At 63.7% G+C, this 26,523-nt stretch carries 23 protein-coding genes; 13 read left to right on the forward strand and 10 right to left on the reverse strand.

The window, feature by feature from the left end:
• Positions 1–8: 8 nt before the first annotated feature.
• Positions 9–1,289, reverse strand: coding sequence for a cysteine desulfurase family protein (locus tag BDW16_RS08670; RefSeq protein WP_083954480.1), 1,281 nt, complete (start codon positions 1,287–1,289; stop codon positions 9–11).
• On the opposite strand from BDW16_RS08670, the gene BDW16_RS08675 reads away from it, so the two are divergent.
• From BDW16_RS08675 to BDW16_RS08695, 5 genes are all read left to right on the forward strand, one after another.
• Positions 1,258–2,235: a DUF4007 family protein gene (locus BDW16_RS08675; protein ID WP_157926335.1), complete on the forward strand. Its 978-nt coding sequence runs from the start codon at positions 1,258–1,260 to the stop codon at positions 2,233–2,235. The two genes, BDW16_RS08670 and BDW16_RS08675, sit on opposite strands and share 32 nt — an antisense overlap.
• Positions 2,232–5,555, forward strand: a complete 3,324-nt coding sequence (locus BDW16_RS08680; protein WP_066581807.1) for a hypothetical protein — start codon at positions 2,232–2,234, stop codon at positions 5,553–5,555. Before BDW16_RS08675 ends, BDW16_RS08680 begins: the two co-directional genes overlap by 4 nt.
• Positions 5,552–6,382 (forward strand): phosphoadenosine phosphosulfate reductase family protein, encoded by an 831-nt coding sequence (locus tag BDW16_RS08685; protein ID WP_066581805.1) that lies wholly within the window; start codon positions 5,552–5,554, stop codon positions 6,380–6,382. The genes BDW16_RS08680 and BDW16_RS08685 overlap by 4 nt, the downstream gene beginning before the upstream one ends.
• 38 nt (positions 6,383–6,420) lie before the next feature.
• Positions 6,421–6,978, forward strand: a complete 558-nt coding sequence (locus BDW16_RS08690; protein WP_125958878.1) for a hypothetical protein — start codon at positions 6,421–6,423, stop codon at positions 6,976–6,978.
• Between the two features lie 63 nt (positions 6,979–7,041).
• Positions 7,042–7,347, forward strand: a complete 306-nt coding sequence (locus BDW16_RS08695) for a hypothetical protein (RefSeq protein ID WP_066581803.1) — start codon at positions 7,042–7,044, stop codon at positions 7,345–7,347.
• A 49-nt stretch (positions 7,348–7,396) separates the two neighbouring features.
• On the opposite strand, the gene BDW16_RS08700 is transcribed toward BDW16_RS08695, so the two are convergent.
• Positions 7,397–7,657: a hypothetical protein gene (locus BDW16_RS08700; protein ID WP_066581801.1), complete on the reverse strand. Its 261-nt coding sequence runs from the start codon at positions 7,655–7,657 to the stop codon at positions 7,397–7,399.
• 204 nt (positions 7,658–7,861) lie between these two features.
• On the opposite strand from BDW16_RS08700, the gene BDW16_RS21295 reads away from it, so the two are divergent.
• The 5 genes from BDW16_RS21295 (at position 7,862) to BDW16_RS08720 (ending at position 13,795) form a co-directional block, all read left to right on the forward strand.
• Positions 7,862–8,035, forward strand: coding sequence for a hypothetical protein (locus BDW16_RS21295; protein ID WP_157081441.1), 174 nt, complete (start codon positions 7,862–7,864; stop codon positions 8,033–8,035).
• 3 nt (positions 8,036–8,038) lie between these two features.
• The gene (locus BDW16_RS08705; RefSeq protein ID WP_066581798.1) at positions 8,039–10,069 is read left to right on the forward strand and encodes an AAA family ATPase; all 2,031 of its coding nucleotides are present in this window, start codon (positions 8,039–8,041) and stop codon (positions 10,067–10,069) included.
• Between the two features lie 2 nt (positions 10,070–10,071).
• Positions 10,072–10,536, forward strand: coding sequence for a hypothetical protein (locus BDW16_RS08710; protein ID WP_066581795.1), 465 nt, complete (start codon positions 10,072–10,074; stop codon positions 10,534–10,536).
• Positions 10,536–12,698 (forward strand): DEAD/DEAH box helicase family protein, encoded by a 2,163-nt coding sequence (locus tag BDW16_RS08715; protein WP_066581793.1) that lies wholly within the window; start codon positions 10,536–10,538, stop codon positions 12,696–12,698. Before BDW16_RS08710 ends, BDW16_RS08715 begins: the two co-directional genes overlap by 1 nt.
• Before the next feature lie 203 nt (positions 12,699–12,901).
• The gene (locus tag BDW16_RS08720) at positions 12,902–13,795 is read left to right on the forward strand and encodes a DNA N-6-adenine-methyltransferase (protein ID WP_066581790.1); all 894 of its coding nucleotides are present in this window, start codon (positions 12,902–12,904) and stop codon (positions 13,793–13,795) included.
• A 17-nt stretch (positions 13,796–13,812) separates the two neighbouring features.
• On the opposite strand, the gene BDW16_RS08725 is transcribed toward BDW16_RS08720, so the two are convergent.
• The 8 genes from BDW16_RS08725 to BDW16_RS08755 all read right to left on the reverse strand — a co-directional run bounded on the left by BDW16_RS08725 (position 13,813) and on the right by BDW16_RS08755 (position 22,305).
• Positions 13,813–14,400, reverse strand: a complete 588-nt coding sequence (locus BDW16_RS08725) for a sigma factor (protein WP_126006309.1) — start codon at positions 14,398–14,400, stop codon at positions 13,813–13,815.
• Between the two features lie 125 nt (positions 14,401–14,525).
• A complete protein-coding gene (locus BDW16_RS08730; protein WP_100362735.1) occupies positions 14,526–14,984 on the reverse strand; it encodes a hypothetical protein in 459 nt (152 codons plus the stop codon).
• Between the two features lie 121 nt (positions 14,985–15,105).
• Positions 15,106–15,732 carry a hypothetical protein gene (locus BDW16_RS08735; RefSeq protein ID WP_066582060.1) on the reverse strand — a complete coding sequence of 209 codons (627 nt, stop codon included), beginning with the start codon at positions 15,730–15,732 and terminating at the stop codon, positions 15,106–15,108.
• 2 nt (positions 15,733–15,734) lie between these two features.
• A complete protein-coding gene (locus BDW16_RS08740) occupies positions 15,735–16,256 on the reverse strand; it encodes a hypothetical protein (protein ID WP_066582061.1) in 522 nt (173 codons plus the stop codon).
• 139 nt (positions 16,257–16,395) lie between these two features.
• Positions 16,396–18,207, reverse strand: coding sequence for a MobA/MobL family protein (locus BDW16_RS08745; protein WP_066582063.1), 1,812 nt, complete (start codon positions 18,205–18,207; stop codon positions 16,396–16,398).
• 191 nt (positions 18,208–18,398) lie between these two features.
• Complete coding sequence (locus BDW16_RS08750; protein ID WP_066582065.1) at positions 18,399–19,436, reverse strand: ParB/RepB/Spo0J family partition protein; 1,038 nt, start codon at positions 19,434–19,436, stop codon at positions 18,399–18,401.
• A gap of 98 nt (positions 19,437–19,534) precedes the next feature.
• Positions 19,535–19,678 carry a hypothetical protein gene (locus tag BDW16_RS21300; RefSeq protein WP_157081449.1) on the reverse strand — a complete coding sequence of 48 codons (144 nt, stop codon included), beginning with the start codon at positions 19,676–19,678 and terminating at the stop codon, positions 19,535–19,537.
• A 1,448-nt stretch (positions 19,679–21,126) separates the two neighbouring features.
• Positions 21,127–22,305, reverse strand: coding sequence for an ROK family transcriptional regulator (locus BDW16_RS08755; RefSeq protein WP_241230621.1), 1,179 nt, complete (start codon positions 22,303–22,305; stop codon positions 21,127–21,129).
• Positions 22,306–22,597: 292 nt separating this feature from the next.
• Between BDW16_RS08755 and BDW16_RS08760 the strand changes: the two genes are divergently transcribed.
• The 3 genes from BDW16_RS08760 to BDW16_RS08770 are packed head-to-tail and all read left to right on the forward strand — an operon-like array spanning position 22,598 to position 26,479.
• Positions 22,598–23,605: an ROK family protein gene (locus BDW16_RS08760; protein WP_241910306.1), complete on the forward strand. Its 1,008-nt coding sequence runs from the start codon at positions 22,598–22,600 to the stop codon at positions 23,603–23,605.
• Positions 23,598–24,974 carry a sugar porter family MFS transporter gene (locus BDW16_RS08765; protein ID WP_083954491.1) on the forward strand — a complete coding sequence of 459 codons (1,377 nt, stop codon included), beginning with the start codon at positions 23,598–23,600 and terminating at the stop codon, positions 24,972–24,974. The genes BDW16_RS08760 and BDW16_RS08765 overlap by 8 nt, the downstream gene beginning before the upstream one ends.
• Positions 24,971–26,479, forward strand: a complete 1,509-nt coding sequence (locus BDW16_RS08770; RefSeq protein WP_066581977.1) for a glycoside hydrolase family 32 protein — start codon at positions 24,971–24,973, stop codon at positions 26,477–26,479. Before BDW16_RS08765 ends, BDW16_RS08770 begins: the two co-directional genes overlap by 4 nt.
• Positions 26,480–26,523 lie beyond the last annotated feature (44 nt).

Raw genomic sequence — 26,523 nt, forward strand, 5'->3', positions numbered from 1 at the left:
GCAGCGCCTCAGACATGCTTGTCCGTCCGGATCGCCTCGATGGCCTCACCCAACGCCGCCATCGCTTCATCGATCTCAAAGTCGGTCGTGAACCGGCCTGTGCTGATTCGCACGGTCGCATCGCAATCCGCCGCGGAGAGACCGATGGCCCGGAGCACATGGCTCGGCTCAGGTATGCCCGAAGCGCAGGCAGAGCCTCGCGAGACGGCGAGTCCCGGCTGCAGCCGCGCCACAAGCCGCTCGGCATCGAGCCCGGGAAGAGTGATGCTGATGCAGCCCGGATGGCGTTCCGCTCCCGATCCGTTGATCCAGGCTCCGGAGTGCTTATCGAGAAGCGCCGCCTCGAGACGAGCGGTCCGCGCCCGCCAATGCCCGACCTCCTCCGCATCCGGCAACTCGCCACACGCGGCGCCCAGTCCAACGCAGAGCGGGACCGGCAGCGTACCCGGCCGAAGGCCATCCTCCTGCTCGCCGCCGAACATCAAAGGCGCAAGGCGCTGTCGAATCTCCCGCCGCACGAAAAGTGCGCCAACACCCTTCGGACCGCCCATCTTGTGGCCGGATACGCTCATCATGTCCGCCCCCAATTCGTGAGCGTCGATCGGCATCCATCCGAGCGCCTGCGCCGCGTCGACGTGAAGCAGGGCGCCAGTCGCCGAGCACAGCCTCGCCACCTCCCCTACCGGCTGCACCGTGCCGATCTCGTTGTTTACAAGCATGATCGAGACTAGCAACGTGCGGCTATCGATGAGCGTCGACAGCGCGTCTAAGTCGACGACGCCCGCGGTCGTGACGGGCGCGACCACAACTTCGAAGCCACGGCGCTGTAGCTCGCGGGACGGCCCGAGCACGGCCTTGTGCTCGAGGGCGCTTACAATCACTCGTTGGCCTCCAGGCGCCGGCGCGATGCCGCAACCTAGAAGCGCAAGATTGTCGGCCTCCGTTGCGCCCGACACGAACACGATCTCATCGCCGTCCACGCACAGAGCCTTGGCGACCTCACCTCTCGCAGCATCCACGGCGTCGGCGGCACCCCAACCAGCGGCATGCTCCGATGAATGCGGGTTGGCGACGTGACACGCCATCGCGTCTGCCGTCGCGGCGATGGCCGCCGGATGCATGGTAGTGGACGCCTGATGGTCGAGATAAATCAGCCGAATACCCTCATACCGTTGAAAAATTACGTGCTGGCGGTTGTCACCAGCCGGACCCATTGCTAGCCAAACTGGAGAAATTGTCCAGCGGTCAGGGATGCCAATGCGAAGTCTGCTCGATCGGCCGGAAGCCATAGTTCAGTTTTCCGGTCACGAAACCTTCCCGTGCCGGTATGGCTGGCTGAAGAAAAGCTTCGACGGTCTACAAGAATTGGAAGGGCGCGGTGTTGATGAGGCACTCGCCGTCTTTAATCCAAACCACGCCATAGCCGATTTCGGAGTCGGCAAGAACATGGTCTCTTCCATGCGGCATTGGGCAATCGCCTGCGGCGTCCTCAATGCAACCGTCAAGGGAGGCCGAACGGAGACGCTCACGACTTCCAAACTCGGTAAACTGATCTTCGCTGGAGGAGACCCTTTTCTCGAGCAGCCCGCGTCGCTGTGGCTGCTCCACTGGCGCCTCGCAGCGCTGCCGGGACGCGCAACGGCCTGGTATTTCGCGTTCAACGAGTTCAACGACGCCATCTTCAATCGCGAGACGCTGGCCGCGCGCATCATGGTCCGCGTCGACGAGTTACGCGAGATCGGCAGGTTAAGCGGGTCCCGCATCGCGCGCGCTACGGTGGACCGCGACGCCGAGTGCTTCGTCCGCACCTACGTGAGCCGGGCCTCGCGCAAGGGCCTAACCGAGGACGGGCTAGAAAGTCCGTTCGCGGAGCTTGGCCTGATGACGCCGATCGCCGGTGGCGCGCTGCAGTTCAGGCGCGGGCCCAAGCCCTCGCTTCCCGACGAGGTGTTCGCATTTGCGCTCGTCGAGTTCTGGCAGCAGCTGTTCCCGACGCGAGGAACGCTCTCCATTGAGACGATCGCGCACGAGCCGGGCTCGCCGGGACGCGTCTTCGTGATGGACGAGGAATCGCTGGTCGAGCGGCTAGAGAGGATCGCCGACGCGACCGCCGGCGCGCTCGCATGGGACGAGGGTGCGGGCCTGCGTCAGGTCTCCGCGCGCACCGACGTGACCTCGGTCTCGCCGCTCCGCCTAATTCAACCGCTCTACGCACACTACTCGGAGGCAGCATGACCATGATGCTCGCTGATCTGGTGTCGGTGCGCCGGCGCTTCCGGCGCTCGGTCCGCGTCGGCGCGGATGCAGGCGTCGCCGACATCGAGGGCTTCGTCTGCACCGCGACCGCCGCGCAGGCGATTGCGACAACTATCGACCATGTCGTCGGGCACGGTCACGGCGCCTTCACATGGACGGGCCCTTACGGCTGCGGGAAGTCGACGCTCGCCGTGGTGCTGGCCGCGGCCCTGGGGCAACCGGGCGATGTCCGGGACCGCGCGCTTGATACGCTGCCAACGGATCTGCGGAAGCGGTTGGGGCGCGACATGCGCTGGTCGGGCAGGGGCTGGCGCGTCGTGCCTGTGAACGGACGCCGGGCGGACGCGGCGAGCGTCATGGCGGAAGCCATCCCCGAGGCACGCCCGGCCGACGTGGTCCGCACGCTGGCCGAACTCGCGCGCAACGAGGCGTGCGGCGTGCTGGTGATTATCGACGAGATGGGGAAGCTGCTCGAGCACGCCGCGACCGACGGTGGCGACACGTTCCTGTTCCAGGAGCTCGCCGAGGCCGCCTCGCGCTCTGACGGAAGGCTTATCGTCATCGGCGTTCTGCACCAGGCGTTCGACGACTACGCCTACCGTCTCGCACGCGAGACCCGCGACGACTGGCTGAAGGTGCAAGGTCGCTTCGTTGACATCGCGCTTTCTCCGACGGCCGAGGAGCAGGTCGAACTCCTATCGCGGGCGATCCAGTCGGGTCCGCGTTCGGACGATCCGCCGGCGATCGCCATCGTTGCCGAGACGCTCGCCCGCGGCCGTGAGGTTGGCGGTGTGGCGGCCCGCCTCGGCCGGTGCTGGCCGCTCAACCCGGTCGTCGCGTGTCTCCTTGGACCTCTCTCGCGCCGTCGGTTCGGTCAGAACCAGCGGAGTGTGTTCGGCTTCCTCGGGTCCGCCGAGCCAAACGGCTTCCAGGACTTCATCGCCACGACGACCATCGACAGCGACAACCTCTACGACACTGACTGGCTCTGGAGGTACCTGCGCGCCAACCTCGAACCCTCGATTCTCGCCTCGCCGGATGGACACCGGTGGTCCATCGCTGTCGACGCGATCGAGCGCGTCGAGGAACGTGGCGGCGAGGGTGTCGAGCTATCTGTGCTGCGGACGGTTGCGCTGCTCGACCTCTTTCGCGAGCGGTCGGGACTGTCCGCAACCGCGGAGCTAGTCGCCGCCGCGCTCAGCCTTGACAGCGGGGTGGTGCAGGACGCGCTAGCATCGCTAGTTCGCCGGTCGGCCATAGTCTTCCGGCGGCACATTGGGGCGTACGCGATCTACGCGGGTTCGGACTTCGACATCGAGGCGGCAATTGACGAGGCCAAGGCCGAGATGGTCGCGTGCGACTACTCGCGGCTACGGGCCACCGGCGTGCTGACGCCCATCCTCGCGAAGCGTGAATATCACGACACCGGCGCGATGCGCTGGTTCGAGGTCGATGTTGCCACGCTGGAGCAAGCCGAAGAGCGGGTCGCCGCCTGGAAGCCAGGCAACGGCGCTGCGGGTCTGTTCCTCCTGCTAGTGAACGAGGCGGGGGACGGTGCCGCGCGCGTACGCAAGGTGCGCAGCCGACTCATAGAGCTGATCGGCAACGCTTCGATCGCGTTCGGCATATCGACGGACAGCTACATGCTCCGGGACCTGAGCCACGAGCTGGTAGCGCTCGAACGCGTGCAGACGACCAGGCCTGAGCTGAAGGGCGACGCCGTCGCCCGTCGCGAGGTGGCCAGCCGGCTCGCGCGCGTGGCAGGTGAACTGGAGGAGCGCCTTCGTTGCGGCCTGGCCACGACGGGCTGGCAGGTCCCGGCGATCAGTGACGAGGAACTCACAGGAACGGGCGCCGCCGGCCTTTCGTCGATCGCGTCGCGGATGGCGGCGGAACTCTACCCGAAGGCGCCACGCATTCGGAATGAGCTGCTGAACCGGTCGAAGCCGTCGTCGAACGCCATGGCCGCGATGCGCGCGCTCATGGTCGCAATGGCGGGACACGCCGACGAGCCACGGCTCGGGATCAAGGACTTTCCCGCAGAGGGAGGGCTTTACGCCTCGGTTCTTGAACGCACAGGGCTGCATCGCGAGATGACGACGGGTGACTTCGCCTTTGGTGCACCGGCCGAGGACGGGAATCACCGGCTGTCAACGCTCTGGCAGGACGGGGTGCGCCTGCTCGAAAGGCGGGGAGCGGAAGGCCTCGGGCTCTCCGACTTGTTCGCGCTGTGGCGCGATCGGCCCTACGGTGTGAAAGATGGACTGCTGCCCGTACTCGGTCTCGCTTTCCTGCTCGCACAGCGGCACAGGACCTCGATCTACCTGGACGGAGTGTTCTGCTCCAGCGTGACCGACCTCCTGATCGACCGGCTTCTGCAGGATCCGGCTTCGGTGCGGCTTCGCGTCAGCGACATTAGCGAGCGCGACGGTCAGATCCTGCGAGGGATCGCCGACCTCGTCGCGGAGCTCTCGGGCGATGTCGATGGCGCGAGCGCCGACCCGCTGTCGGTCGGCCGCCAATTGGTCGCCCTGGTGATGAACGCGCCTGCCTGGGTTCGGCGCACCGGCCGACTCTCACCGTCCGCCCTGCGCGTCCGCAACCTGGCCATCGCTGCGCACGATCCCAATAAGCTACTGCTCGACGACCTGCCGCGGATTGTGGGGGGCGATGCCAGTGTTGGCGACATCGTCGCCGAAATGCGGACCGGTCTCTCCGACCTCGCCGGCGCCTACGACGCGATGCTCGCCTCGCTCGCGGACATGCTGATCGCCGAGCTCCGCGTCCGCGGCGCCGGAGCTGCGGCGCTGCAGAGTCGCGCACAGGCCATCATGGGGATCACGGGCAACTACCGGCTCGACGCGTTCGCCGCCCGCCTGTCCACGTTCGACGGCAGCAGGGAGGCGATCGAGGGCATCGCAAGCCTGGCGGCCAACCGACCACCGCGCGATTGGGTCGACCGTGACGTCGACGCCGCGCGGATCGAGCTGGCGTCGCTCGCGCGCGAGTTTCTGCGAGCCGAAGGTCTTGCCCACGTGCAGGGGAGACGCGACGGCAGCTTCTCGTTTGCGCTCTACATGTCCGACCCCGAACATGGCGGGGTGACGACCCCCGAGGTCAGCATTGACGCCGACGAGCTGCAGGAAGCCCGCGCGCTTGCGACGCGGCTGCGCCACGTGATCGGGAAGGACAAGGTCTCGCGCGAGGTCGCGATCGCCGCGGCGGTCGAGCTCGCGGCCGCGCTCGCAGAGGGGGCGGACGAGACTGGGCCCACCCGCGCGGCGGGAGCCGCACGATGAGGGATCGTCACGTCCTCGGGCTGTCGGGCGGCCGCGACAGCGCAGCACTCGCCGTCCATATGGCGCAAACCCGACCCGACCTGGACATGGAGTACTTCTTTACCGATACGGGCAAGGAGCTTCCGGAGGTCTACGAATATCTCGGACGCCTCGAAGGATTTCTCGGACGTCCGATCGAGCGCCTCAACCCCGATCGGGACTTCGACTTCTGGCTGCGGCAATACAAGAGCTTCTTGCCAAGCCCGCGCACGCGCTGGTGCACCCGCCAGCTAAAGATCCGGCCCTTCGAGCAGTGGCTCTGGCCCGCCCTCGACAAAGGCGACCGAATCGTGAGCTACGTGGCCATCCGCTCGGACGAAAACTACCGCGAGGGATACGCGTCAACCCATCCGAACCTATCGGTATCGCTGCCCTTTCGCGAGGCCGGCATCGACAAGGCGGGCGTGATCGACATGCTGGAAGCCAGCGGCCTCGGTCTGCCGAGTTACTACGAATGGCGGTCTCGCTCGGGCTGCACGTTCTGCTTCTTCCAGCAGAAGATCGAGTGGGTGCGGTTGATGGAGCGTCACCCGGACAGCTTCGCCGAGGCCCGCTCCTACGAGAAGAACGCGCTCGAGCACGGGTCGCCGTTCACGTGGAGCGCGGGCGAGAGCCTCGACGACCTCGCCCGGCCGGAGCGCGTTGCGCAGATCAAAGAGGACCACCGGAAGCGCGTCGAGCGCGCGGCGGCCAAGCGCCGGGTGAATCCACTTCGGCCGGAATCGGAGGGCCTGGATATCGACGAACTCTACGGGCAGGCCAAGGTCTGTCTCTCCTGCCACAAATAGATGTGCTCGCGCGTATCCGACCTAGATAACGGGACCTGGTGCTGATCGAAAGCGCTTGCCGCCTACGCTTCCAGACGGTTAGCCAACGTCGATCAGATATTGGGGGCCAGGTGTTGAAGATGGGGGAAGCGCGGATCGCGGTGGGGTGCATCGTTGCGCTGATGACGGCGGCGTGTTCGAGCGAGAGTGAGAACAGCGCGACAGAAACCGCCGACAACGCGATTGTGCTGGAGTGCGATGGGCAGAGCACAGTCGGCGACAAGAAGGAGCCAGTCTCCTACCTGCTCAAGATCCATCCAGGCAACCAGTTCCAGACTTCGCTGCACTTCTATAGCGATCAGGAGAAGCGGTTCGTCTCTCCGTGCCAAGACAAGGGTTTCGAGTGCACCTTGAATGTCGGCGCTGACCTCATCAGCGAGGTAGGTCAGTTAATGAACAACGGTGCGGTCTCCACCCAGAAGACGACGGAGATCAACCGCAGGACCGGGACGATGCGAGTTGAGGTGTATAGCGGCCCGAACCTGCCACAGATGACCCTTTTCGAAGGCACCTGCCAAAAGGGCGTGATGCCGCCGGAGGAAGCGTCGAAGTTCTAGATCGCGTAAGCGCCGTTGCATCGAACGCCAGCCTAGCGCATCGACGAGGACGGAGGAACAACCATGCCGCGACCGATTCCCGTCTATGTCGTCGATCGTCCATCGCTCGGCTCGCAGATTCTGCTCGGCATGCTAGCGCTCGGTGTCATCTGTTACCTCATCAAGGCGACTCTGATCTTAGCGGCGTGGGCGATCGGCGCGTTTATTGTCCTGCGCATCGCGATCGCCTGGCCAAAGCCGTTCTTCTTCCTGCTGTTCCTCGGTGGCGGTCTATTCCTCACTGGCGGTAGCCCGCCCCTGATGATCGGCTGGGTCGTGATCTATCTGGCAGCCGTCACCTGGATTATCCGGGCTAGCCGCGCCGCCTAGCGGACCTCGCTGCCTGAAAGTGCTGGTTGCGCAACTGTGGTGGTCGTCGTCACCTGCGCAGCCGGCTCGCCGCTCGCCGAGCTTGCCTCGAAACTCGCCGCCCGATGCCGCCCTTCAGCCGGCCGACCAAGCCGCCGATCGCGAACGAAATGATCACCGCCGGAACGCCGGCCAACATGCCGAGCAGCGCCCAGCCGAGGATCTCGAGCCGCTGCGCCTGCGTGTCGCTCGTCCAGCCGCCAAGCCAGATGATCAGCACCATCGCGGCCGCGCCCGCCGTGTAGACGACGCCGGCGTCGTAGCTGAACATGTCCAGCTGTCCGCTGGCTCAAGCACTTGTGGCCCGTCATGGCGAGCAGGTAGATGAGCGAATGCCGCGTCGACAGTCGTTGCCGCCATGGTGACGATCCCGGCGACGCCCACAGCTACACGGAACCTCTTGTAACTTCGTGTCGCGAAAGGCTAGCCTCGCGAAAAGGGCGTTTACGCGCTCATCGAATAAGAGGGGTGGGTTATGGAGGCCGGTAGCTCGATAAGCACGGAAGCCTTTGATGAGCGCGAGATGGACAAGATCATTCGGCAGATCGTCGACAAAGTTCGCGGCTCCTACTTCCTCAATGGAGAGACCGGCCGAGGCATGCCGGGCGAGGTCAAGCGCATTATCGAATCCAGCATCGACCGGGTCTGAATTATGCTGATTGAATTCATCCGAATCGAGAACTGGCGCAGCTTCCATGGCCTGAACGACTTCTTCGTCTCCACCGATGCCGAGAAGAATGTGACGCTGATCCGCGCCGAAAACGGCGTCGGCAAGACCAGCCTGCTTGCCGCCATCAACTGGTGCTTCTTCGGCATCCTCCCGGCAGACAGCGAGTTCGAGAATCCCTCCAAGCTGGTCAACGAGTTCGCGATGGAGAACGATGGCGCTCTCAGGGCAAAGGTCTCGATTGACTTCCGCCACGAGGGCAAGACCTACCGTGCCTGCCGCATGTATGAGCAGAAGACCGAGACCACACACGGCCTCCGCCTCACCGAGCTGATCGACGGGGGCGAGGTGCCCTCATCAAGCCACCGGCCGGACCGCTTCATCAACTCGGTTGTGCCGCGCGAAATGGCGCCGCACTTCTTCTTCTACGGCGAGGCGACCAGCCGCTACACTGGCGCCACGGGCGCGCGTAAGTTCGGCGAGGCGGTGAAGGGCATCCTCGGCTCGACGGTCGCCCGCATGGCGCTAGAGGATCTGCGCAAGGTCTGGCAGGAGTATAATCGCCAGGCGTCCGACAACACTGGTTCCGAGGCCCGGGACGCCGAGCGCGACATTGAGGAGGCCGCCGGCCGCATCGCGCGATCCCAGGAGGAGCTCCACAAGCTCGACGCGGAGATCGAGTCTGCCAACGCGCGCATCGACCGGCTCAACCAAGAGCTCGCCGGAGCAAAACCGGCCAAAGGGGCGCAGGCCCGGCGCGCGAAGATTGAGGCGCAACTGCAGACGCGAGAGAGCGAGAAGGTCAAGGCGCTGCAACGCTCACAGGGCTGGATGCAAAACTTCGCCACGTCGGTGCTGGCCGAGGAACTCGTCTCCGAGGCCTCGGTCGTGATCAAGGCCGAGGATACGCGCGGGAAGCTGCCCGCGCCTTACGACCAAAAGTTCGTCGGCGAGATCCTTGAGGACGGCGTCTGCATCTGCGGAACGACGATCGAGAAGGGCAGCACCGAATACGAGAAGATCAAGTCGCTGCTCGAGAACGCAGGGGACCAAGCGGTCATGTCGCGCGTGATGACGACGAGCACCGCGCTCGGCCGCCTTGAGCAGAAGGCCAAGACCGCCTGGAGCGACTACGAACGCAACAACGAGGATCTTCGCAAGGTTGAATCCGAGATCCAACGGCTCGACGCAGACCTCGTCGAGATCTCGAAGGAGCTAGCCGCCAACCCGATAACAGACATCGCGGAGAAGGAGGCGGCCCGGTCGCGCGCGCAGACGCAGCGAAACCAAGCGATGAGCAGGAAGGTCGACGTGCAGACCTCGATCAACGGCTTCGCTCGGCAGAAGGCGGAGGCCGAGGCGAAGCGCGACGAGCTCGTTAGGAAGTCGGACGCGGCACGCCGCTTCGTTAAGCGCGCGCAGCTCGCGGCGGCACTCACCGCCCGGCTTGAGAACCGGTTGAAGGGCGAGGAGGAGGCCGCGAGGGCCGCAATTGAGGCCGAGATCGACTCGATCGTGAAGCGCTTTATGCGCAAGCCCGCGACGGTGAGGCTGGACCGCGACTATCAGCTGCGCCTCTTCGACGAGCGCGGCGTCGAAATCGCTAAGAGCACCGGCGAGAATCAGCTGCTCGGTCTGGCCTTCACCGGCGCGATCGCCAAGTATGCGAAGGAGCGCGAGCAGGACCTGGACGACATCCTGTTGCCAGGAACCGTCGCGCCGCTCGTGGTCGACTCGCCGTTTGGACACCTCGATCCGCTTTACCGCCGCGGCGTCGCCGAATTCCTGCCGAACCTCGCGTCGCAGGTGATACTGCTGGTGTCGACTTCACAGGCGTCCGAAGCGGTCATGACGACGCTCTCGGACAAGGTCGGTCAGGAGTACGTGCTGACCCGCCACAATCGCAGCGACGGCGCTGGCAAGCAGCCCGAGACGATCGAGATTCGCGGCTCGACCTACGACCTCACAGCCTACGGCAGCGAGATCGACGGCACCCGCATCACGGAGGTCGCGTAGCCATGCGCCTGATCCACTCGCCCGTGAAGCGCAGCAAGCTGCACGAAAGCACTCTCCAGAAGCTCGGCGGTAAGGAATCCGCCATGTTCCCGACACTGCGCGAGGCGCTCACCTTCTGCGCGGTGCTCGGCTACAAGGAGCGGCGCAAGCTGCCGCTCGATCCGAACGCGGGCACTGAGGACATCGCCGGCGCGCAGTATCAGCTTAACGAGGCCGTCGACGCGATCTTCGCGCTCGCGCTCGCCGACGCGAAGACCTCCGACATCCTCCGGCCCGAGCGCGAGAAGGAGTGCGTCCAGATCTACGAGGAATACGCCAACGGCGGCCTTGAGCTGATCCAGTCGTGGATCGACCGCTTCGCCGATCTCGACGTCGAGGACGCAGTCTGGCGAGGGCTGAACTCGATCGGGGTCCGACCGCCGGCCGCGGCGAAGCCGACGGCCGAAGTGGTCGCGCCCTCCTTCTGATGTTCCGCTCGCTGGGGCTGCGGACGAACTACACGTCTGAGGCCGACGACCTCTACAACGACTTCTTCCTGCCCACGCTCAGCGCGGCCACGAGCTACCGCCGCGCCGTGGGCTTCTTCTCGCTGGGCGTACTGCTGAACGCGCCAGCGGCGATGTCGACGCTCGTCGCGAGCGGGGGCCGCATCCAGCTGATCTTCGGCAAGCTCGTCGCGCCGGAGGACTTCGACGCGATTACGGAGGGCGAGCGCCTGCCGTGGGACGAGACCGAACTGCCCAGCTTCGAGCAGCTGATCGGCGAGCACCCCGGCAGCCTGCTCGAATACCGGATCCGGCTGCTCGCCTGGCTCTTCAGGTCGGGCCGGCTGGAGATGAAGGTGGCGGTGCGCCCGAGAGGGATGTTCCATCAGAAGATCGGCCTGCTCGAGGACAAGCTCGGCGACGTCGTGTCCTTCAGCGGATCGATGAACGAGACGATGCACGCGCTCGACCCGCGCTTCAACTCGGAGGAGATCACCGTCTTCCGGTCTTGGACCGAGGGGCAGAAGGGCTACGTCGAGAACCACGCCGCCAACTTCTCGCGGCTATGGTCGGGAGAAACGGGCAGCTCGACGATCGTCTGCGGCATTCCCGAGGCGGTCGAGGAGGGACTGAACTTCGTGATGGAGCGCTTCCCGGACCGCCCCACCAGCGATCAGGAGCAGGAGCGGATACGCGCGTTCGTCGAACGCCGCACGGGGACGACGACCTCGCAGCCGAAGGTTCCGGCCACGATCCACGGCTCGCCCTTCGCCATGCGCGAGCATCAGCTGGACGCCCTCCGGGCATGGGCCGCGAACGGACACAACGGCATCCTCGAACTGGCGACCGGTGCCGGAAAGACCATCACGGCGATCTACGCCGCGACCCGCATCGCGGAGGCGAACGAGGGCATCGCCCTGATCGTGGCGGTCCCCTACCAGGATCTCGCCGATCAATGGGTCTCCGAGCTCGCGATGTTCAACATCCATGCGATCCGCTGCTACGGCTCGCGGTCGGAGTGGGAGGCGACCGTCCAGGCATACCTGCGCCGCAACAGAGGCGAACAGCGCGAGTTCCTCGCCATCGTCGTGGTCAACCGCACGCTGAAGACCGATCACTTCCAGGCGTTCGCCGGGCAGCTGGACCAGGACCGGCTGTTCTTCATCGGTGACGAATGCCACCATCACGGCGGTGTCGGCTTCGTGGGCAAGCTGCTACCCGGCGCCAGGTTCCGGCTGGGGCTCTCGGCCACGCCGTTCCACTACATGGACGACGACGCGAACAAGCGGCTGAAGGCGGTCTACGACAAGCCGGTGTTCGAATACGGCCTCGCCGACGCCGTTCAGGACAAGGTGCTCACGCCCTACGAATACTTCCCGGTGCCGGTGGAGCTTACCGAACGCGAGGCGCAGGACTACCTCGACCTGTCGGACCAGATCGCGCGCGCCTTCATGGCCGCGAAGAGCGACATGGCCTCGCCGAGCGGGGAACGCTTGAAGGCCCTGCTCATGCGGCGGGCGAGGCTCGTCGGCGCCGCCGAGAACAAGATGGTCGAGCTCGATCGGCTCCTTGAAGGGCGCAAGGTTGCTAAGCACTCGCTCTTCTACTGCAGCGACGGCCGGACCCTCGTGGACGACGACGACGAAGGCGATGGTGACGCAGACGGCGGTCAGGCCGAGATGAAGCAGCGTCACGCGGTGGCGCAGATGCTGCTCCGCCGCGGTGTCAGCGTGTCGCCGTTCACGTCCGACGAGAACCGCTGGCAGCGACGCGAGATCCTGCGGCGGTTCAAGGATGGCGAGACCGAGGCGATGGTCGCGATCCGCTGCCTCGACGAGGGCATCGACGTGCCGGCCTGCAGGACGGCCTACCTCATCGCGAGCTCGCGCAACCCCAGGCAGTTCATCCAGCGGCGCGGGCGCATCCTGCGCCGGTCACCCGGAAAGGACCACGCCACGATCTTCGACTTCGTCGTCGTCATGCCGGATGGCCACACCGCCGGCGAGGACAAGGCCGGTGACTTCCTCCGAAACGAACTCGCGCGCGTCGCCGACTTCGCGCGCAACTCATTGTATCCTTCAAGCTCCGTCGAATCGCTGCTTCCATGGCTGAGACGCTACGACCTGGAGCACTTGGCAGCCTGACCGGTTCGAAGAGCGGACCGCGCTGGACCGAGCCGCGAGACAAGCCTAAATGGCGCAGCTGAAAAAGGCTCGTCGTAAGCGTGCCCGGTTCTCGCCGCCGGCCGACCGGGCCTCCCCCGCAAACCAATCCCGAGCGACCTATTGTTTCCGAACAAAGCGATCTTAATTCCCGATCAGAATATGAACCAGAACGGGGTCACATTTTGATCGAAGAGTTGCGTGAGGCGCGGCGCGCGGCAGGATGGTCCCAGCAGACACTTGCCAAACGGCTCGGCGTCGATTCGCAGTCAATAAAGCGGCTGGAGAAAGGGGTGGGCTCTGTCCGCACGCTGGTAATGGCGATGACCGCGCTGGACTTTCGCCTGACCGGACTGGGGGCGGGCAAAACATTGCACCAGCAGTTGCGCGCCACACGTCAGCGGCGATCGATTTCGCTGGCAGAGCTAGCTGCGAGGACGGGCCTTTCCAAAACGACCATCGCGAGTCTCGAGCGCGGCGACGGATCGGTTGCGAGCCTCCTTCGACTGCTGGCGGTGCTTGCGCCTCGCGTTCGTCGGCGCGCGCCAGAACGGGCGTATTGGGGGCAGGATCAGAAGGATGATCGCGATAGTCGCTTTACCCCAGGCGACTTCATGGCCAACATCTACGAGGCGTTTGGCGATATCGCCATCGATCCATGCGCAAACGCCGCGAGCCCAGTTATTGCCCGACGCAGGATATTGCTTGACGAGGGCGGTGATGGTCTAGTCGATGACTGGTCTGGCGAACTTGCCTTCGTCAATCCGCCATTTTCCGAGCTGCTCAAGTGGCTGCGTCGCGCGCACGATCAGTGGCGAGCAGGCAATGTCAAAACGGTCGTCTGTCTCGTGCCGGTGCGGACTGATTCACGTTGGTTTCATGATACCCTCAGTGCAGACGCCGATATTTACCTGCTCCAAGGGCGAGTGAAATTTCTGGATGTCAGCGGAAAAGCGCAGCACACGCCATTCTCGTTGATGTTGGTGACACTTGGCGCGACCCCCCGCCAGAAGCAGCGCTATGCTGGTCTGGTGCCCGGATTTTGGCTGGCGCGCGACGATCTCGCAATAGCTAGGTGAATGAGACCGCGCCAGTATTAGCCAGTTTGTCGGCGTTTGAAGTCGAGCTGTAATTGACGAAGTGTGCGCTTCAGCCGAGTTCGTAGGGCCGCCAAGCCACGCTGGTCCAGATCGAGATGTTTCTCGAGGCGTTGACCGAATAGTCCGTCGCAGAGCGCGTCCACCAAACGCAGCAGAGTCTGATCGCCCGCAAGCGCGTTGCGCACATCGGCAAGCAATCGGCCATTATCAACGCTTGATATGGTGAAGGACTCCGGCCCCAGATCTTCACTGGCGAATAGCGCCAGAAACTCAGGCGGGACGACGAGTGGTCGCAACACCCCTTCGCGTCTCTCCATTTCATTGGATGCGATGCTCTTCATCGAACCAATCATTGTCCAGACAGCATTGGGGCCGCGGTCGATCTTGCGCGTTCCACGCAGCGCGCGCAAGCAAGCTTCCTGAAGCAGATCCTCGGGATCCATGCCGGATCTGTGACCCAGACGACGCGCCGCAACCTTCAATCGCGCCCATTCCGACGCTTCAAATCGGGCAATGACACTGGCTACTTCGTCCGAGGTCAGCGGAACGGTTTCAGCCGTTTCGGCGATCGGTCCTTCGAGCACGCAGCTTCCAATCCATAAAGCGGCTGCCGAAGAAAATTCCGACGCCGATGTCGGAATTTATTCTGGCAGCCGCTTGTTAGGATGAGGTTACCGCAGATGGTCTCTTTGCATGCGCCTCCAGGCCTTCAGTCGAAGTCGGCGCGGATGGGGCGCGGTACTACCGTAAGTTTTCCGCCGCGCAAGCGGTAGCACGGGAGTCGGGCGTCATTCGACATGAACACGCCATCCCGACCGCGGGGCGTGACAAGAAAATAGCCGTACTCGAGCTTGAAGCGCTTCCGGCGTCGGATCGCGATGCCGAACGGCACTGGTCGGCCTTCATCTGCCGTGGCGACCGCGATGACGCAGCCGGTGGCCGGCGAGCATCCCAAATATTTTTGGATTTCGGCCGCGTCGACGAGCGAAAGATCGGTGACAGCGCTGAAATATGTTTCGCCGTGCGGGACGTAAATTGTCGTGAGGTCGAATTGCTCCCCTCGCTCTCCAGCCGCGACGATCGAGGCGCGCTGCGCGCATGCGGCCGGCATCACGCAGGGAACCATGGCGCTGACGGTTTCGAGCGTCTCGTTAACTAAGATGGTCATGTAACAATATCCTTGATTGAGTTGGTCCACGCGCCCCTGGTTTTCTCTCCAGTCCCAGGGACACAGCCCCTTCCGTCCTCATGAATTTCCGGGCTGGCTGCGCGGCAGCCAGCCCGCCCCGTCAGGCTCCGATACTGACGAGGGCGTCCCGAACCTTGCGCCAATCGGTCTCGAACGCTCGGTGCATTTGCGCTGGTGAGTCATCGAATATTGAGTGCACTTCGCCAAAGCCCGACAGACGATGCGTTCGGGCGAGCGTCAGTACATGAACGTGCGGGGCACGGACGGATCGAGCATCACTCGGCATATGCTGCACTATGATGCTGCTGAGCCGCTTGGGCTGCAGGGACATGGCGGCATACATATATGCCGCATGCATCATGGCGTGGCGCGGGAGGTCGGCGTCGAAGCGCAAGGTCTGAACGATCGCGAGCAGGTTTTGACCTCCCTCCGCGCGATCGTAAGCCTCGGTCAGTTCTCGCGCGCTTATGTCCGGCACCCCCCTCGCAAGTACAAGGCGATAGTCGCATGCGGTGGTTGGCCACCCCGCAGTCTGCGAGGCCAGAGCGTTCGTACCAGGTTTGCATGGTTGAAGTTTGGCGCGGGCAAGGTCAGCGACACTGTGATCGCGCCCCTTCCCATCGCTCGCCCACAGGATCGCAAAGCCGAAGTCGCTGTCGGAACCCACGCGTGCCGGATCATCGAAAACCATGTTCATCGCTGCGCTGGGGCTGATCCACTTGGCCATCGTCAGCCCTCCACCGCAGTGTCGATGAGCAGACGCGCTTCGGCTAGCCCGCGCCGACGGTCGCCCTCATCATGATAGGGCCGCGGGACCGCGTTGAGCCGACCGCCTCCCAGCCGAAACGAAGGCGCGAGGAGCGATGCAACATCGGGAATGAGCCACAGGTCATCTCCTTCGCCAAGCCACGGAAGGAACGGCCCAAACCAAAGCACCTGGCGCGACGACCAGATTGCAAGGTCAGCGGAAGCCTGTCGCTCGCCATCACGGCTCTTGCGGATGGTGATCACCATCGCGTCACTGCGGGCCTCCTGCACGGCTCGCGTAACGGGGAATCGTGCGCCGACGCTCGCATTGATGCTGGGCACCAGCAGCAGCTCGGGTTCGGGAAGGTAAAGGTAATTCCAGAAGCTGGGGGCTAACGATACCTGCGCGTTCTTCTGGATGGTCCATCCCGCGTGCTTCACGAGAGCAAGGCTCGCTCCGATCACTTCGGCTTCGGACAGCCGTTGGGCATAATTCTGATTCATGTGGTTCTCATTTGGCCCTTTCGCCGTCGACTGCAGACGAGGAGGAGGGCAGGAAAAATTTCACCTTTCGGCACAGCCGCAGGCAATTCCCAATTCCCTTCGATCCATGATCGTGGCGCCGTAGCGCGCCGGCACGGCCCTAACGTTCGGCGCCGTCCGGACGTTTGGTCGGATATTCAGGGTGTTGCGGGCGCAACACCTGGCATTCCATGGCTTCGGTTGGCGGTTCCATGATGCTGCTCACCGGCAGTGACGCCAGCTCGGCCTTATGGCGACGCTCGCGTACCCACCAGTCTGCCCAGAACAGCCGCACACGCTCGATCATCGCAACGAAGTCGGCATCTTGAAGCATCAAAGCAATCGCGCGTTGCAAATACTCGTCTCGCGCCCCAAAGTCCTTCATGAACAGATCTTGATCCGGCGCGAGCGGCGTATTGCAACCCAGGGTGATCATCGTCTCGGCGGTATCGATCGACTGGCGCCGGGCGGCGGCAAATGCGGTCTGAATTTGGTCGTCATCCTCAAAAGGTGCGACCGCGTTGAACAGGTCGCTTCGGCGATCGAACCGATCCAGTGGTTCCAACCTGTAACGGGGGGCGCCCCCATCTACACTTGGGTCGCCTTGGATGAGTGGCAGATGGCGCTCAGCACCCAAGCGAGCCACAAGATCGGAGATCGTCTGCATGCGGGCGGGATCTTGGCGATGATCAGGCATCACGTACGGGTAGGTTGGCAACCCATCCGACGGGGCGCGAGGTCCCTTTGCGATGCTGGCTACCGAGCGGCTCGGGACCTGTCGATCAATCCGAACTCGTTCCTTGCGCGCGAGATGGTTGGCCTCCTGCACGAAGTCTCGCACAGGCCACGATGCGATGCGTCCGGTCAGGGCAAGCAACCGCGCGAATTCGGATCGCAGGCTGGCCATGTAATCGCGCTCGGCGCGCATGAGCGCGAGATCGCGTTTCTTGCGTTCGAATGCCTTCTTGCCCGGACCCGATTTACCTTCCGCTTTCGTCATTGCCGGCAGGCCACGCGCGGCTTTGCTCAGGTGCGTGAAACGCCGTGAATGACCCGCACTGGCCATCGAGCGATTGAGGATCGCCGCGATCTCCTCGCGCATCTGGCCGATGAAGCTGGCATCGTTGAGATCACTATGTTTTTCGGCCGAGAAGGCGAAGGCACCCATACCACGCACCTCGATCGGACGCATCGAGAAGAGCAGATGTGCATGGAAGTTACGCTGGTCGCCCTCGGCGTCCGGTGCATGCAGCACGCCGACGTGACCGAGATCGTGACGGGCAAGGATGGCGCAAATGTCGCGCAGCACCTGTTCGCGCTCGGACGAGGTAAGTTCGTGAGGCAGGCTGATGACGGCCGACATATAGACCATCGCGTTCGAGCGGTCGTTGCGTTCGAAATCCTCGATCGCTTGGAAGAATCCGGCGAGCAACTCCGGGTCGTCGCTAATATTGCTGACGAGGCCGCCTTCCGGGATTTCGCGCGCGGCCGCGCGGACAATGTAGCGCAAGCATTTCACGGTTTCGCCAGCACGGAAGATATGGGCGCGGTTCTGGCGACGCTCGCCGAATCCGCGCGAACGGACCTTGAAGTGGAAGCTGCTCAGCCCGTCGCCGCGCTTCACCGAAGCACGCGTAAAGGTCAGCCCCAGCAACGCCTCGAACTGCCGGTCGCGGCTCTTCGAGTCGCGACCGGGCAACGGCTGGACAGCCGCACGGATGGTCTTTCGAAACTGCCGCTCCTGTTCGCGCACTGCGCGACGGATGGCGGCGCCGACCTTGCGGTGATCCGCCTCGGCCTTGAAGCGCGCCTGCATCTGCTCGCGCAACACCCTGGCGCGCTTTTTCTTCTCCGCCCGTTTTTCAGCGAGCGCGAATGCGATGTCGGCCGACGATACCTCGCGGCCTTTTGAATACCATCGAGGCTTTCCCATGCTGCATCCTGTCCCGCGCGAAGCAAGAGAAGTGTGGGCCCGAAGCATTTGAGATCGGCAATCGCCAGATCACAAATACGTTATCGCGCGGCCCACACTTAACCCTCTACCTCTCGCTCTAATCTCTGGTGTTGAAGGGGTTTCGTGCCAATCGGACACGAAAATGGGGTTGCGCCCGCAACCCCCGCCGATCAGTTGACGAACAGGCGTACCAGCGCCGCAGTGATGGCGGCGCCAACGGCATCGACCGGAAACTGGTCCACCGCCTCGACCGTGATGATCAGCGCACCGGTAGTCGTGCGTTTGGCTTCGCCGATGATCTCGCCTTCCTCATCTTCGAGCACGATATCGACGATGCGCGGACCGGCTTCGAGCTTGCGCTCGACGCGCGACGCACGGCGCACATCGGCATCAACGTTACCGTCATGCCGATCGATATCATCGTTGTCGTCGTCTTCGTCGCCCAGCTGTTCGCGGACGACCGTCTGCAGGGCGGCGAGCGCGGCACCCACTGCATCGGCGGTGCCGTCGGCAACCACGCCGGGTTCAGCCGCGACCTCCTCGCCCGACAGAGCAAGAGCCTCGATGCAGCTTTCAAACAAGGCCGCTGCTGCGATCTTCTCGCCCCGGACCAGCAACTCGGCGAGGTGCCTCGCGAGGATCATGCGCTGCGGCGACGCCCATGCCTTGTTGAACAGGCGAGCGGGCTCCGCTTCGATCGCGTGCCGATCGGCGACGAGTTCCAAGAATGGTCTCGGAAGCGCGGTGACGTTCCGCGTTCGGCCAACCGTGCTTTTGTTGAGTTCCAGCTGGCGCGCGATTTCACTGTTCGACATGTCGGCCGCGAGCCGGTCGAACAGCTCGGCGCGTTCCCACTGCGACCAATCCCGCGTACGGGTCTGTTCGGCTGCGATCATCAGATCGCCGAGCACGAGCTCGCCTTCCATCAGAATCGCAGAAAGGTGCACGTCGTGGCCCTCAAGACGCAGCTGATGAATGGCTGCGGCACGGCACGCGCCGAAGATGGTGTACAGCTTATCGGGTTCAGGGACCGCGAGCAGGATCGCAGGCACCAACTGGCCCGATGCCAAAATCGATGCCTTGAGGCCTTCAATGTGTTCCGCAGCGTGCGCAAGATCGCGGCGATTGGCAGGGTGCGGTGTGCAATGCGCGGGGTCGATCTGAATGACTTTCGCTTCTTTGAAGCGGGTCAGATCATGGTAGGTCATGTTGGTCCTCCGTGTTGAGGACCGCTCCACTAGGCAGCACAGCCGAGCCGATTGGAGCATAGCAAGCGCCAGCGTCGTGCCGGCGTTTGCCTGGAAGCTTAATTTCTCTTCTTCGAAAAGCGGCGAAGCAGCTTTTCCTCGGCTAGGCGCCGCTCAGAATTCTTGGCGTGCCGAGGCAATCCATCGCCGAGATCGCGGATGGCTTCCACCGCTTGATCTTCATCGTGCTTTTGTTGCGTCATGGCTTCCTCCTCGTGGGTTAGCCATTGTTGCAAGCACGCGAACGGTAATTGGAGCAGAGCAATTGATACCAGGAGACTGATATGACGAAGAGGAATTTATTCCCAGAGATAATAACGCCTGTTGATAACCGGATTGATAGCCTTAGGAAGACTGAGCAAGAACGCCTGAAGCACGCTCAGCTTAGCAGATCCAAAAATTTTAGAGACAATTTCCGAAAGCGTTGACACTTCGAAGCGAATACTGCCGAGCGGCAAGCTGGCGCGACTTAGTCCGACCGGCTCGGGCCAGCGAGCTTGGTTCAAGAGGAAGACATCTGCTGAACCGGCACGGCCGCTGTAGGCGCAATCCGCGGAAGCGGACCGGCGGGATTCGGCGCGGCAGGTGAGAGACCCACAACTTCAGGAACTGGGCGGGATGCAGTCGGACAGCTTGAGATAGCGCGCACTGCCAAAGCTGACCCACCACCTCAGCTTCGGGCAATAGCGATAGCCAAGTTATCGGGGACCAGATTGAAAAGCTATGCCGGCAGTTTTGCGCTCGGTTCCCTCGCTTGAACTAGATGCTTCAGGCACGAGTATCTCAATGCCTTCGAAGCATGTTGGCGGAACAACGCCGAAATAGAGCCACCACGTTCTAGCCTTGCGAGGAGTCGCGCCTGCAGATTGCTCTAGGATATCTGGATACCCCGGCTCGCAGTGCTTGCGTGACCATGAGCGCCAATGCTTAAGTTTTGGATCTGATGATGGGATTTTTATCCTGATCCGTGCCTCGCGCTTGTTCGCATAAACTGTTCCGGGCGGGACAATGAAGCCCTTCGACGCCAACAAGGCAGATTCTTCCGCAGTAACTATGCGTCCTCCCATGTCGAGTCCGTGACCGGAAGGGTCAGGGTCTGTCGTCAGGTTGATTGCGCGTGCAACGCGCGTGTGACTAAGCGGCGCCTCGCCTTGCGTCAGACCTTGCTCGAGGATCGATCTTATGGCGCTGCGTGTGGTGTAGTGGTAAAAAATCATTCGTAGCTCCCCCACATCCACGTGCAGGTAGATTGCTTTAAATTGAGTTTCCTACTTTGCACGGGACATGGTCGCCGGTCGGCTTTGACGAGGCTGAACGCACGGGCACGATCCACTATCGCCAGGCGTGTTCATCTTTGTCCTTGATGGGGCGCCATTCTCCGGATCTCGCAGAAAAGCGCGAGTTTCTGCGAGCCCATAAAGGACTATCTGAGCACCGGGGCCGATCGACCGGCAGCAAAGCGCCCCAACTCCGGCCGTTCAGATCGTCCGCTGACGATCCCAAAAACCGCCGTCGTTCAGGGATGACCTGGCAGCAGCGGCTGGTGGAAATCGAATTGCCATTCTCGGCTGAAGCACATCTCCACGATACGTCGGTTGAATTGCCGCAGCTGAGCTGGCGAAAGTGCAAAACAGATGACGTTCGACGAGCCTCACGCCGAGATCGTCTCCGATATCGTATCCGTGTTGGGGCTCTTCATCAGTGATCCGAGATTTGGCGAGTAGGAAGCGAAAAGCGGCAGGAGGCCGGCGCCGAGGGCTGGCGCGATCTCACCGTTGCAGCCGCGGAGCAGAGGCGGTTGAAAGAAGTCGCGCGGCGCATCGGCTGCGATCCGAGCTTCCATTCGTGCAATCAACGCGTCGACGCGCTCCTGCGGGAGCGGGCTGCCCAGGATCACTGCTTCGAGGTCCAGTAGGCTATTGGCGCCGATGATCGCGAAACTCAGCGCGTCCGCGCAATCATCCAACCAGGCATTGCACATGTCATCGGTGGCTCTCTCCGCCAGGTCGACATCTGCACTGTAGAGAGAAGCACGGTGGAGCAGCACGTCGGTGCCGCTGCGGCCGCCCGGCACCGGCATAGAGGCCAGCGCGCCGGCATTGCCATTACGCCCTTCGTGCACCTGCCCACCAAGCACCAGTCCGCCGCCCACGAACTTGCCGAGGTGGATGTAGAGAAAATCCCGAAATCCTAGCCCTGCGCCGGACAGCAGCTCGGAGAGCGCGCCGGCATTGCCGTCGTTCTCGAAAAAGAGAGGAACATCGAACGCCGAGCGGAAGCGATCCTCCACGGCGCTTCCGTTCCATTCGTGCGCCTGCGCGCCCGTAATTCCCAGCTCATCGCGCCATTCGCCTAGGAACCAGGGCATGGCGATGCCGACGCCGAGAAAGCCGTCGCGCTGGGTGTCCGGGAGGCGCCCCAGTTCCGTCGTCATGAACGCATCAATGTCGCGGATCACGTCCTTGAGAACAGGAAAATCATGTGGCTGCGAGGAACGGACGAGAATCGCGCCGTCGAAGTCCAGCAGCACGCAGGTCAGCCGGTCGCGGCCGATCTCCGCCCCGACCGTGCAGCCGCTGCCGCCGTTGATCTTGTAGATGATCGAGGGCTGGCCCATTCCGCCGGTACGGCGCCCTGCGCGGACCAGTCGGCCTGAGTTCTCGAGATCGTCGACAATCCGTACGGCGGCCTGGGGAGAGAGGCCGGTCAACTTCGAGATATCTGCTTTGGAGGCACCGTCGAGCCGCCGAATCGTCGAGAGCACAAGACGCTCATTGTAGCGCCTGACGCCGATCGAATTGCTCCCCCGCTGCATGCTCGCCTTTCGCATCCTCTAGATCAACCTGCAGCGCATCTACAGCCACTTCGCTGATTTTGAACGGTTTTCCGCTCTCAAAACCGCCGGTTTATCGGGCAGCTAGCGCTTGCTTGACAGGCTAAATCACTTCTGTAGATTTAGCAAATCACATCGATAGATTTAGGCTGCCAGGCCACCCAGGATACGGCGGGCAATGCTAAATCGCTGATGGATTGGTCTGACGGAGCGTGAACGCACGCCCGAATATGGGGAGAGGTATGGCCGGGTATTCCGTCATCGAGCTGTTTGCGCGTCCCGCGGAGCAATGCCGCTGGATTCCTTCGGGCAGGCGGGCCTGATGGGTGACGAACCTCTCCTGCTTGGTGCGGTCGAGGCCGGCGGCACCAAGTTCCTCTGCGGTATCGCCGATCGCACCGGCAGTGTGTTGGCGCAGACCCGCATCCCGACCACCACGCCCGCGGAAACATTGGATGCCGCGACGGCCTTCTTCGCCGAACATGTCGCGCGTCACGGGCCGCTCTCGGCCTTCTCGGTCGGCAGCTTCGGGCCGCTCTCGCTCGATCCGATCGCGCCCGACTATGGCTCTATCACTTCGACACCTAAACCCGGCTGGCAGGACGTCGACCTGCTCGGCTATTTCCGCCAGATGATCGATGCTCCGATGGCGCTCGACACCGACGTCAACTGCGCAGCGGTGGGCGAGCGGCTGTTCGGCAGCGGACGCGGGCTCGACACCTTCTGCTACGTCACCGTCGGCACGGGCATCGGCGTAGGCCTGCTGGTCGGCGGCGCGCCGCACGGCGGCGCCAATCACCCGGAGGCCGGGCATATTCGCTTGCCGCGCGCGCCGGGCGATCATGACTTTGCGGGTATCTGCCCGTTTCACGGCGACTGCCTGGAAGGACTTGCTTGCGGCCCGGCGATGAAGGCGCGCTGGGGCGCCGCCGCCGAGACGCTGCCCGGTGATCATCCGGCCTGGGACATCGAGGCCGACTATCTCGCCGGACTCTGCGCGACGCTCACCTATATCGTCCGGCCCGACCGCATCATCTTGGGCGGGGGAGTCATGGAATCGCATCTCATGCATGCTCGCGTGCGCCGCACGCTGGTGGCCAAGCTCGCCGGCTACGACGCCAGCATGCGCAGCCTCGACATGGACGAATATGTCGTTCCGCCAACGGCCGGACCCTCGGCGGGCCTCACCGGCGCCTTCGCCCTCGCATACCGCATCGTCACCCGCCAGTGGCCGATGCACTGGGCAGCCACGGGCTCGCTCATCGCCCCTTCGATCACGGAGTTCGCAAATGCATAGCGTGTCCGCTTCCTTCGCCGGAGCGCCCGATGAGGAAGCGCGCGCTACCGTCGCGATCATCCTCAGCGCCGCAGGTGCCGCACTCGGCGGCTTGCTGTTCGGCTTCGACACGGCGGTCATCTCCGGAGCGACCCAGGCGTTGCAGCTGCAGTTCGGTCTGACCGATGCGATGCTCGGCTTCACCGTCGCCTCGGCGCTCATCGGTACCGTGCTGGGCTCGCTGATCGCGGGCGCGCCGGCGGATCGGTTCGGACGCAAGGGGGTGATGCTGACAGTGGCGATCGCCTATGTCGTGTCGTCGCTGGGTACCGGTCTCGCACCCGACCTCAACGCCTTCCTTGTCTTTCGCTTCATGGGCGGGCTGGCGATCGGTGCGGCGTCGGTAGTGACGCCGATCTACATCGCCGAGGTCTCGCCCGCGCGGTTCCGTGGCCGGCTCGTCGCGATGAACCAGCTCAACATCGTGCTCGGCATCCTGATTGCCTTTCTTTCCAACTATATCATCGCCGGGCTGGTCCAGTACGATGTCGCCTGGCGCTGGATGTTCGGCATCGTCGCGGTGCCTTCGACGATCTTCCTTCTGGTTACGTTGCTGCTGCCCGAAAGCCCGCGCTGGCTGGCGATCCACGGGCAGGCCGATCGCGCAAGGGATGTGATGCAGCGGCTCGGCTTTGCCGATCCCCGCGCCGAGCTCGCCCGCATCGAGCTGGCCGAAGCGCGCGAGGAAGCCGCAGGCAAGCCGCGCCTGTTCCAGCGCTCGCATTTCACGCCGGTCGCGTGCGCGATCGCGATCGCGATGTTCAACCAGCTCTCGGGCATCAACGCGTTGCTCTATTATGCCCCGCGCATCTTCGAGCTGGCCGGGGCCGGCGCCGACAGCGCGCTGCTTCAGTCGATCGCGGTGGGCGGCACCAACCTCGTCTTCACCGTCGCCGCATTGTTCCTGATCGACCGCTTCGGGCGCAGGCCGCTGCTCTTCGTCGGCTCGGTGATTTGCGCCGCGACCTTGCTCCTGGTCGGCTGGCAGCTCGAAAGCGCCAAGCCCGACGGCACGCTGATCCTGTTCGGCCTGCTCGGCTTCATCGCGGCCTTCGCCATGTCGCAGGGCGCCGTGATCTGGGTGTTCATCTCCGAAGTCTTCCCGAGCGCCGTGCGCGGCAAGGGACAGGCGCTGGGCAGCACCACCCATTGGGTGATGGCGGCCGCGATCACCTGGGCCTTCCCGGTGTTCGCCGCCAGCGTCGGCGGATGGGTGTTCGCCTTCTTCGGTGCGATGATGCTGCTCCAGCTTCTGTGGACCTGGAAGTTCATGCCGGAGACCAACGGCATCGCATTGGAGGACATGAACCTGGGGAGCGCGCGCGCATGAAGAAACTGGCCATCCTTCTCACCGCCGCGGCGGTGCTCGCTTCCGCGGCTTCGGCGCAGCAGGCCGATGTGCGGCCAGGCTATCACTACGGCCCCGCCCGGAACTGGATGAACGACCCCAATGGCCTCGTCTATTATGACGGCGAGTATCACCTGTTCTACCAGTACAATCCCCACGGCGACCGCTGGGGACACATGAACTGGGGCCATGCGGTCAGCCGCGACCTGGTGAACTGGGAAGAACTCCCCGTCGCGATCCCCGAGACCGACGTGATGGCGTTCTCCGGCACAGCGGTCATCGATTGGAACAACACCACCGGCTTCGGCAAGAACGGCAAGCCGCCGATGATCGCCATCTATACAGGGCACGACCCCAAGACGGAGCGGCAGTCCCAATATCTTGCCTACAGCAACGACCGCGGGCGCACCTTCACCATCCATGGCGAGGTGCTGAATGCCGGCAACGAAAAGCACTTCCGCGATCCCAAGGTCTTCTGGCATGCGCCGACGAGGCGTTGGGTGATGGTGGTGCTCAAGGCTGCGGCGAATACTGCCGAGATCTACACCTCGCCCAACCTCAAGGACTGGACGCACCGCAGCAGCTTTGGCCCCGCCGGCGGGCGAGGAAAGTTCTGGGAGTGCCCAGACCTGTTCGAGCTGCCGGTCGAGGGCGGTGCGCCGGGCGAGACGCGCTGGGTGCTCAGCATCAACCTGGGTGACAACGCCATCGGCGGTGGATCGGGCGGGCAGTATTTCGTCGGCGATTTCGACGGCGAGAAGTTCACCCTCGTTCCAGGCTGGCCCGCTGCACCGCAATGGATGGACTATGGTGCGGATTTCTACGCCACCATCTCGTGGAACGACATGCCCAAGGGCGATCCGCGCCGCGTGTGGATGGGCTGGGCGAATGACTGGCGCTATGCCGAGGCGATCCCGACCTGGCCCGCACGCGGGATCATGACGGTGGCGCGCACCGTGGCGCTGCGCAAGACGGCGGAGGGCTATCACCTCCTCCAGGCTCCCGTGCGCGAACTGGCCACGCTTCGCGGTACGCCGCAGCGCGCGCCTGCGCTGGCTCTGTCGGAAACGCCGGTTCCGCTGCCGATCGAGGGCGGCAAGGCCGATATCGAGCTGGAACTGGACACCGGCACCGCCGATCAAGTGTCGATTGCGCTGACCGATGGGCAGGGGTGGCAGACGCGGATCGGGGTCAACCCGACGGTGAACGAGGTGTTCGTCGACCGCACCCGGTCGGGCCCGCATTTCCATGACGGGTTTGCCAACCGTCATGTCGCACCGGTCGACCTCAAGAGCCGCAAGGTGAAGCTGCGCGTGCTCGCCGATGAATCGATCGTCGAGGTATTCGTCAACGATGGCAGGCAGACGATCACCGACCGTTTCTATCGCGGCGGCGGGGCGCTGACGTGGAGCGCGACGGCACGCGGAGGGAAAGCGACGATGAATCTCACCGCCTGGCCGATGCGCAGCATGGAGAGCCGTAAATGAAGCGATTGCGGACACGCTGAACTGACGCCGCGCGCGCGGCACTG

The sequence above is a fragment of the Sphingomonas koreensis genome (genome assembly GCF_002797435.1).
GTDB classification, from domain to species: Bacteria; Pseudomonadota; Alphaproteobacteria; order Sphingomonadales; family Sphingomonadaceae; genus Sphingomonas; species Sphingomonas koreensis.

Excerpts from the sequence above, each read along its gene's own strand:
- BDW16_RS08675 (WP_157926335.1), top strand. The coding sequence starts at position 1,258 with ATGCGAAGTCTGCTCGATCGGCCGGAAGCCATAGTTCAGTTTTCCGGT.
- BDW16_RS08670 (WP_083954480.1), bottom strand. The coding sequence starts at position 1,289 with ATGGCTTCCGGCCGATCGAGCAGACTTCGCATTGGCATCCCTGACCGC.
- BDW16_RS08680 (WP_066581807.1), top strand. The coding sequence starts at position 2,232 with ATGACCATGATGCTCGCTGATCTGGTGTCGGTGCGCCGGCGCTTCCGG.
- BDW16_RS08685 (WP_066581805.1), top strand. The coding sequence starts at position 5,552 with ATGAGGGATCGTCACGTCCTCGGGCTGTCGGGCGGCCGCGACAGCGCA.
- BDW16_RS08695 (WP_066581803.1), top strand. The coding sequence starts at position 7,042 with ATGCCGCGACCGATTCCCGTCTATGTCGTCGATCGTCCATCGCTCGGC.
- BDW16_RS08700 (WP_066581801.1), bottom strand. The coding sequence starts at position 7,657 with ATGTTCAGCTACGACGCCGGCGTCGTCTACACGGCGGGCGCGGCCGCG.
- BDW16_RS21295 (WP_157081441.1), top strand. The coding sequence starts at position 7,862 with ATGGAGGCCGGTAGCTCGATAAGCACGGAAGCCTTTGATGAGCGCGAG.
- BDW16_RS08705 (WP_066581798.1), top strand. The coding sequence starts at position 8,039 with ATGCTGATTGAATTCATCCGAATCGAGAACTGGCGCAGCTTCCATGGC.
- BDW16_RS08710 (WP_066581795.1), top strand. The coding sequence starts at position 10,072 with ATGCGCCTGATCCACTCGCCCGTGAAGCGCAGCAAGCTGCACGAAAGC.
- BDW16_RS08715 (WP_066581793.1), top strand. The coding sequence starts at position 10,536 with ATGTTCCGCTCGCTGGGGCTGCGGACGAACTACACGTCTGAGGCCGAC.
- BDW16_RS08730 (WP_100362735.1), bottom strand. The coding sequence starts at position 14,984 with ATGACCATCTTAGTTAACGAGACGCTCGAAACCGTCAGCGCCATGGTT.
- BDW16_RS08735 (WP_066582060.1), bottom strand. The coding sequence starts at position 15,732 with ATGGCCAAGTGGATCAGCCCCAGCGCAGCGATGAACATGGTTTTCGAT.
- BDW16_RS08740 (WP_066582061.1), bottom strand. The coding sequence starts at position 16,256 with ATGAATCAGAATTATGCCCAACGGCTGTCCGAAGCCGAAGTGATCGGA.
- BDW16_RS08745 (WP_066582063.1), bottom strand. The coding sequence starts at position 18,207 with ATGGGAAAGCCTCGATGGTATTCAAAAGGCCGCGAGGTATCGTCGGCC.
- BDW16_RS08750 (WP_066582065.1), bottom strand. The coding sequence starts at position 19,436 with ATGACCTACCATGATCTGACCCGCTTCAAAGAAGCGAAAGTCATTCAG.
- BDW16_RS21300 (WP_157081449.1), bottom strand. The coding sequence starts at position 19,678 with ATGACGCAACAAAAGCACGATGAAGATCAAGCGGTGGAAGCCATCCGC.
- BDW16_RS08755 (WP_241230621.1), bottom strand. The coding sequence starts at position 22,305 with ATGCGAAAGGCGAGCATGCAGCGGGGGAGCAATTCGATCGGCGTCAGG.
- BDW16_RS08760 (WP_241910306.1), top strand. The coding sequence starts at position 22,598 with ATGCCGCTGGATTCCTTCGGGCAGGCGGGCCTGATGGGTGACGAACCT.
- BDW16_RS08765 (WP_083954491.1), top strand. The coding sequence starts at position 23,598 with ATGCATAGCGTGTCCGCTTCCTTCGCCGGAGCGCCCGATGAGGAAGCG.
- BDW16_RS08770 (WP_066581977.1), top strand. The coding sequence starts at position 24,971 with ATGAAGAAACTGGCCATCCTTCTCACCGCCGCGGCGGTGCTCGCTTCC.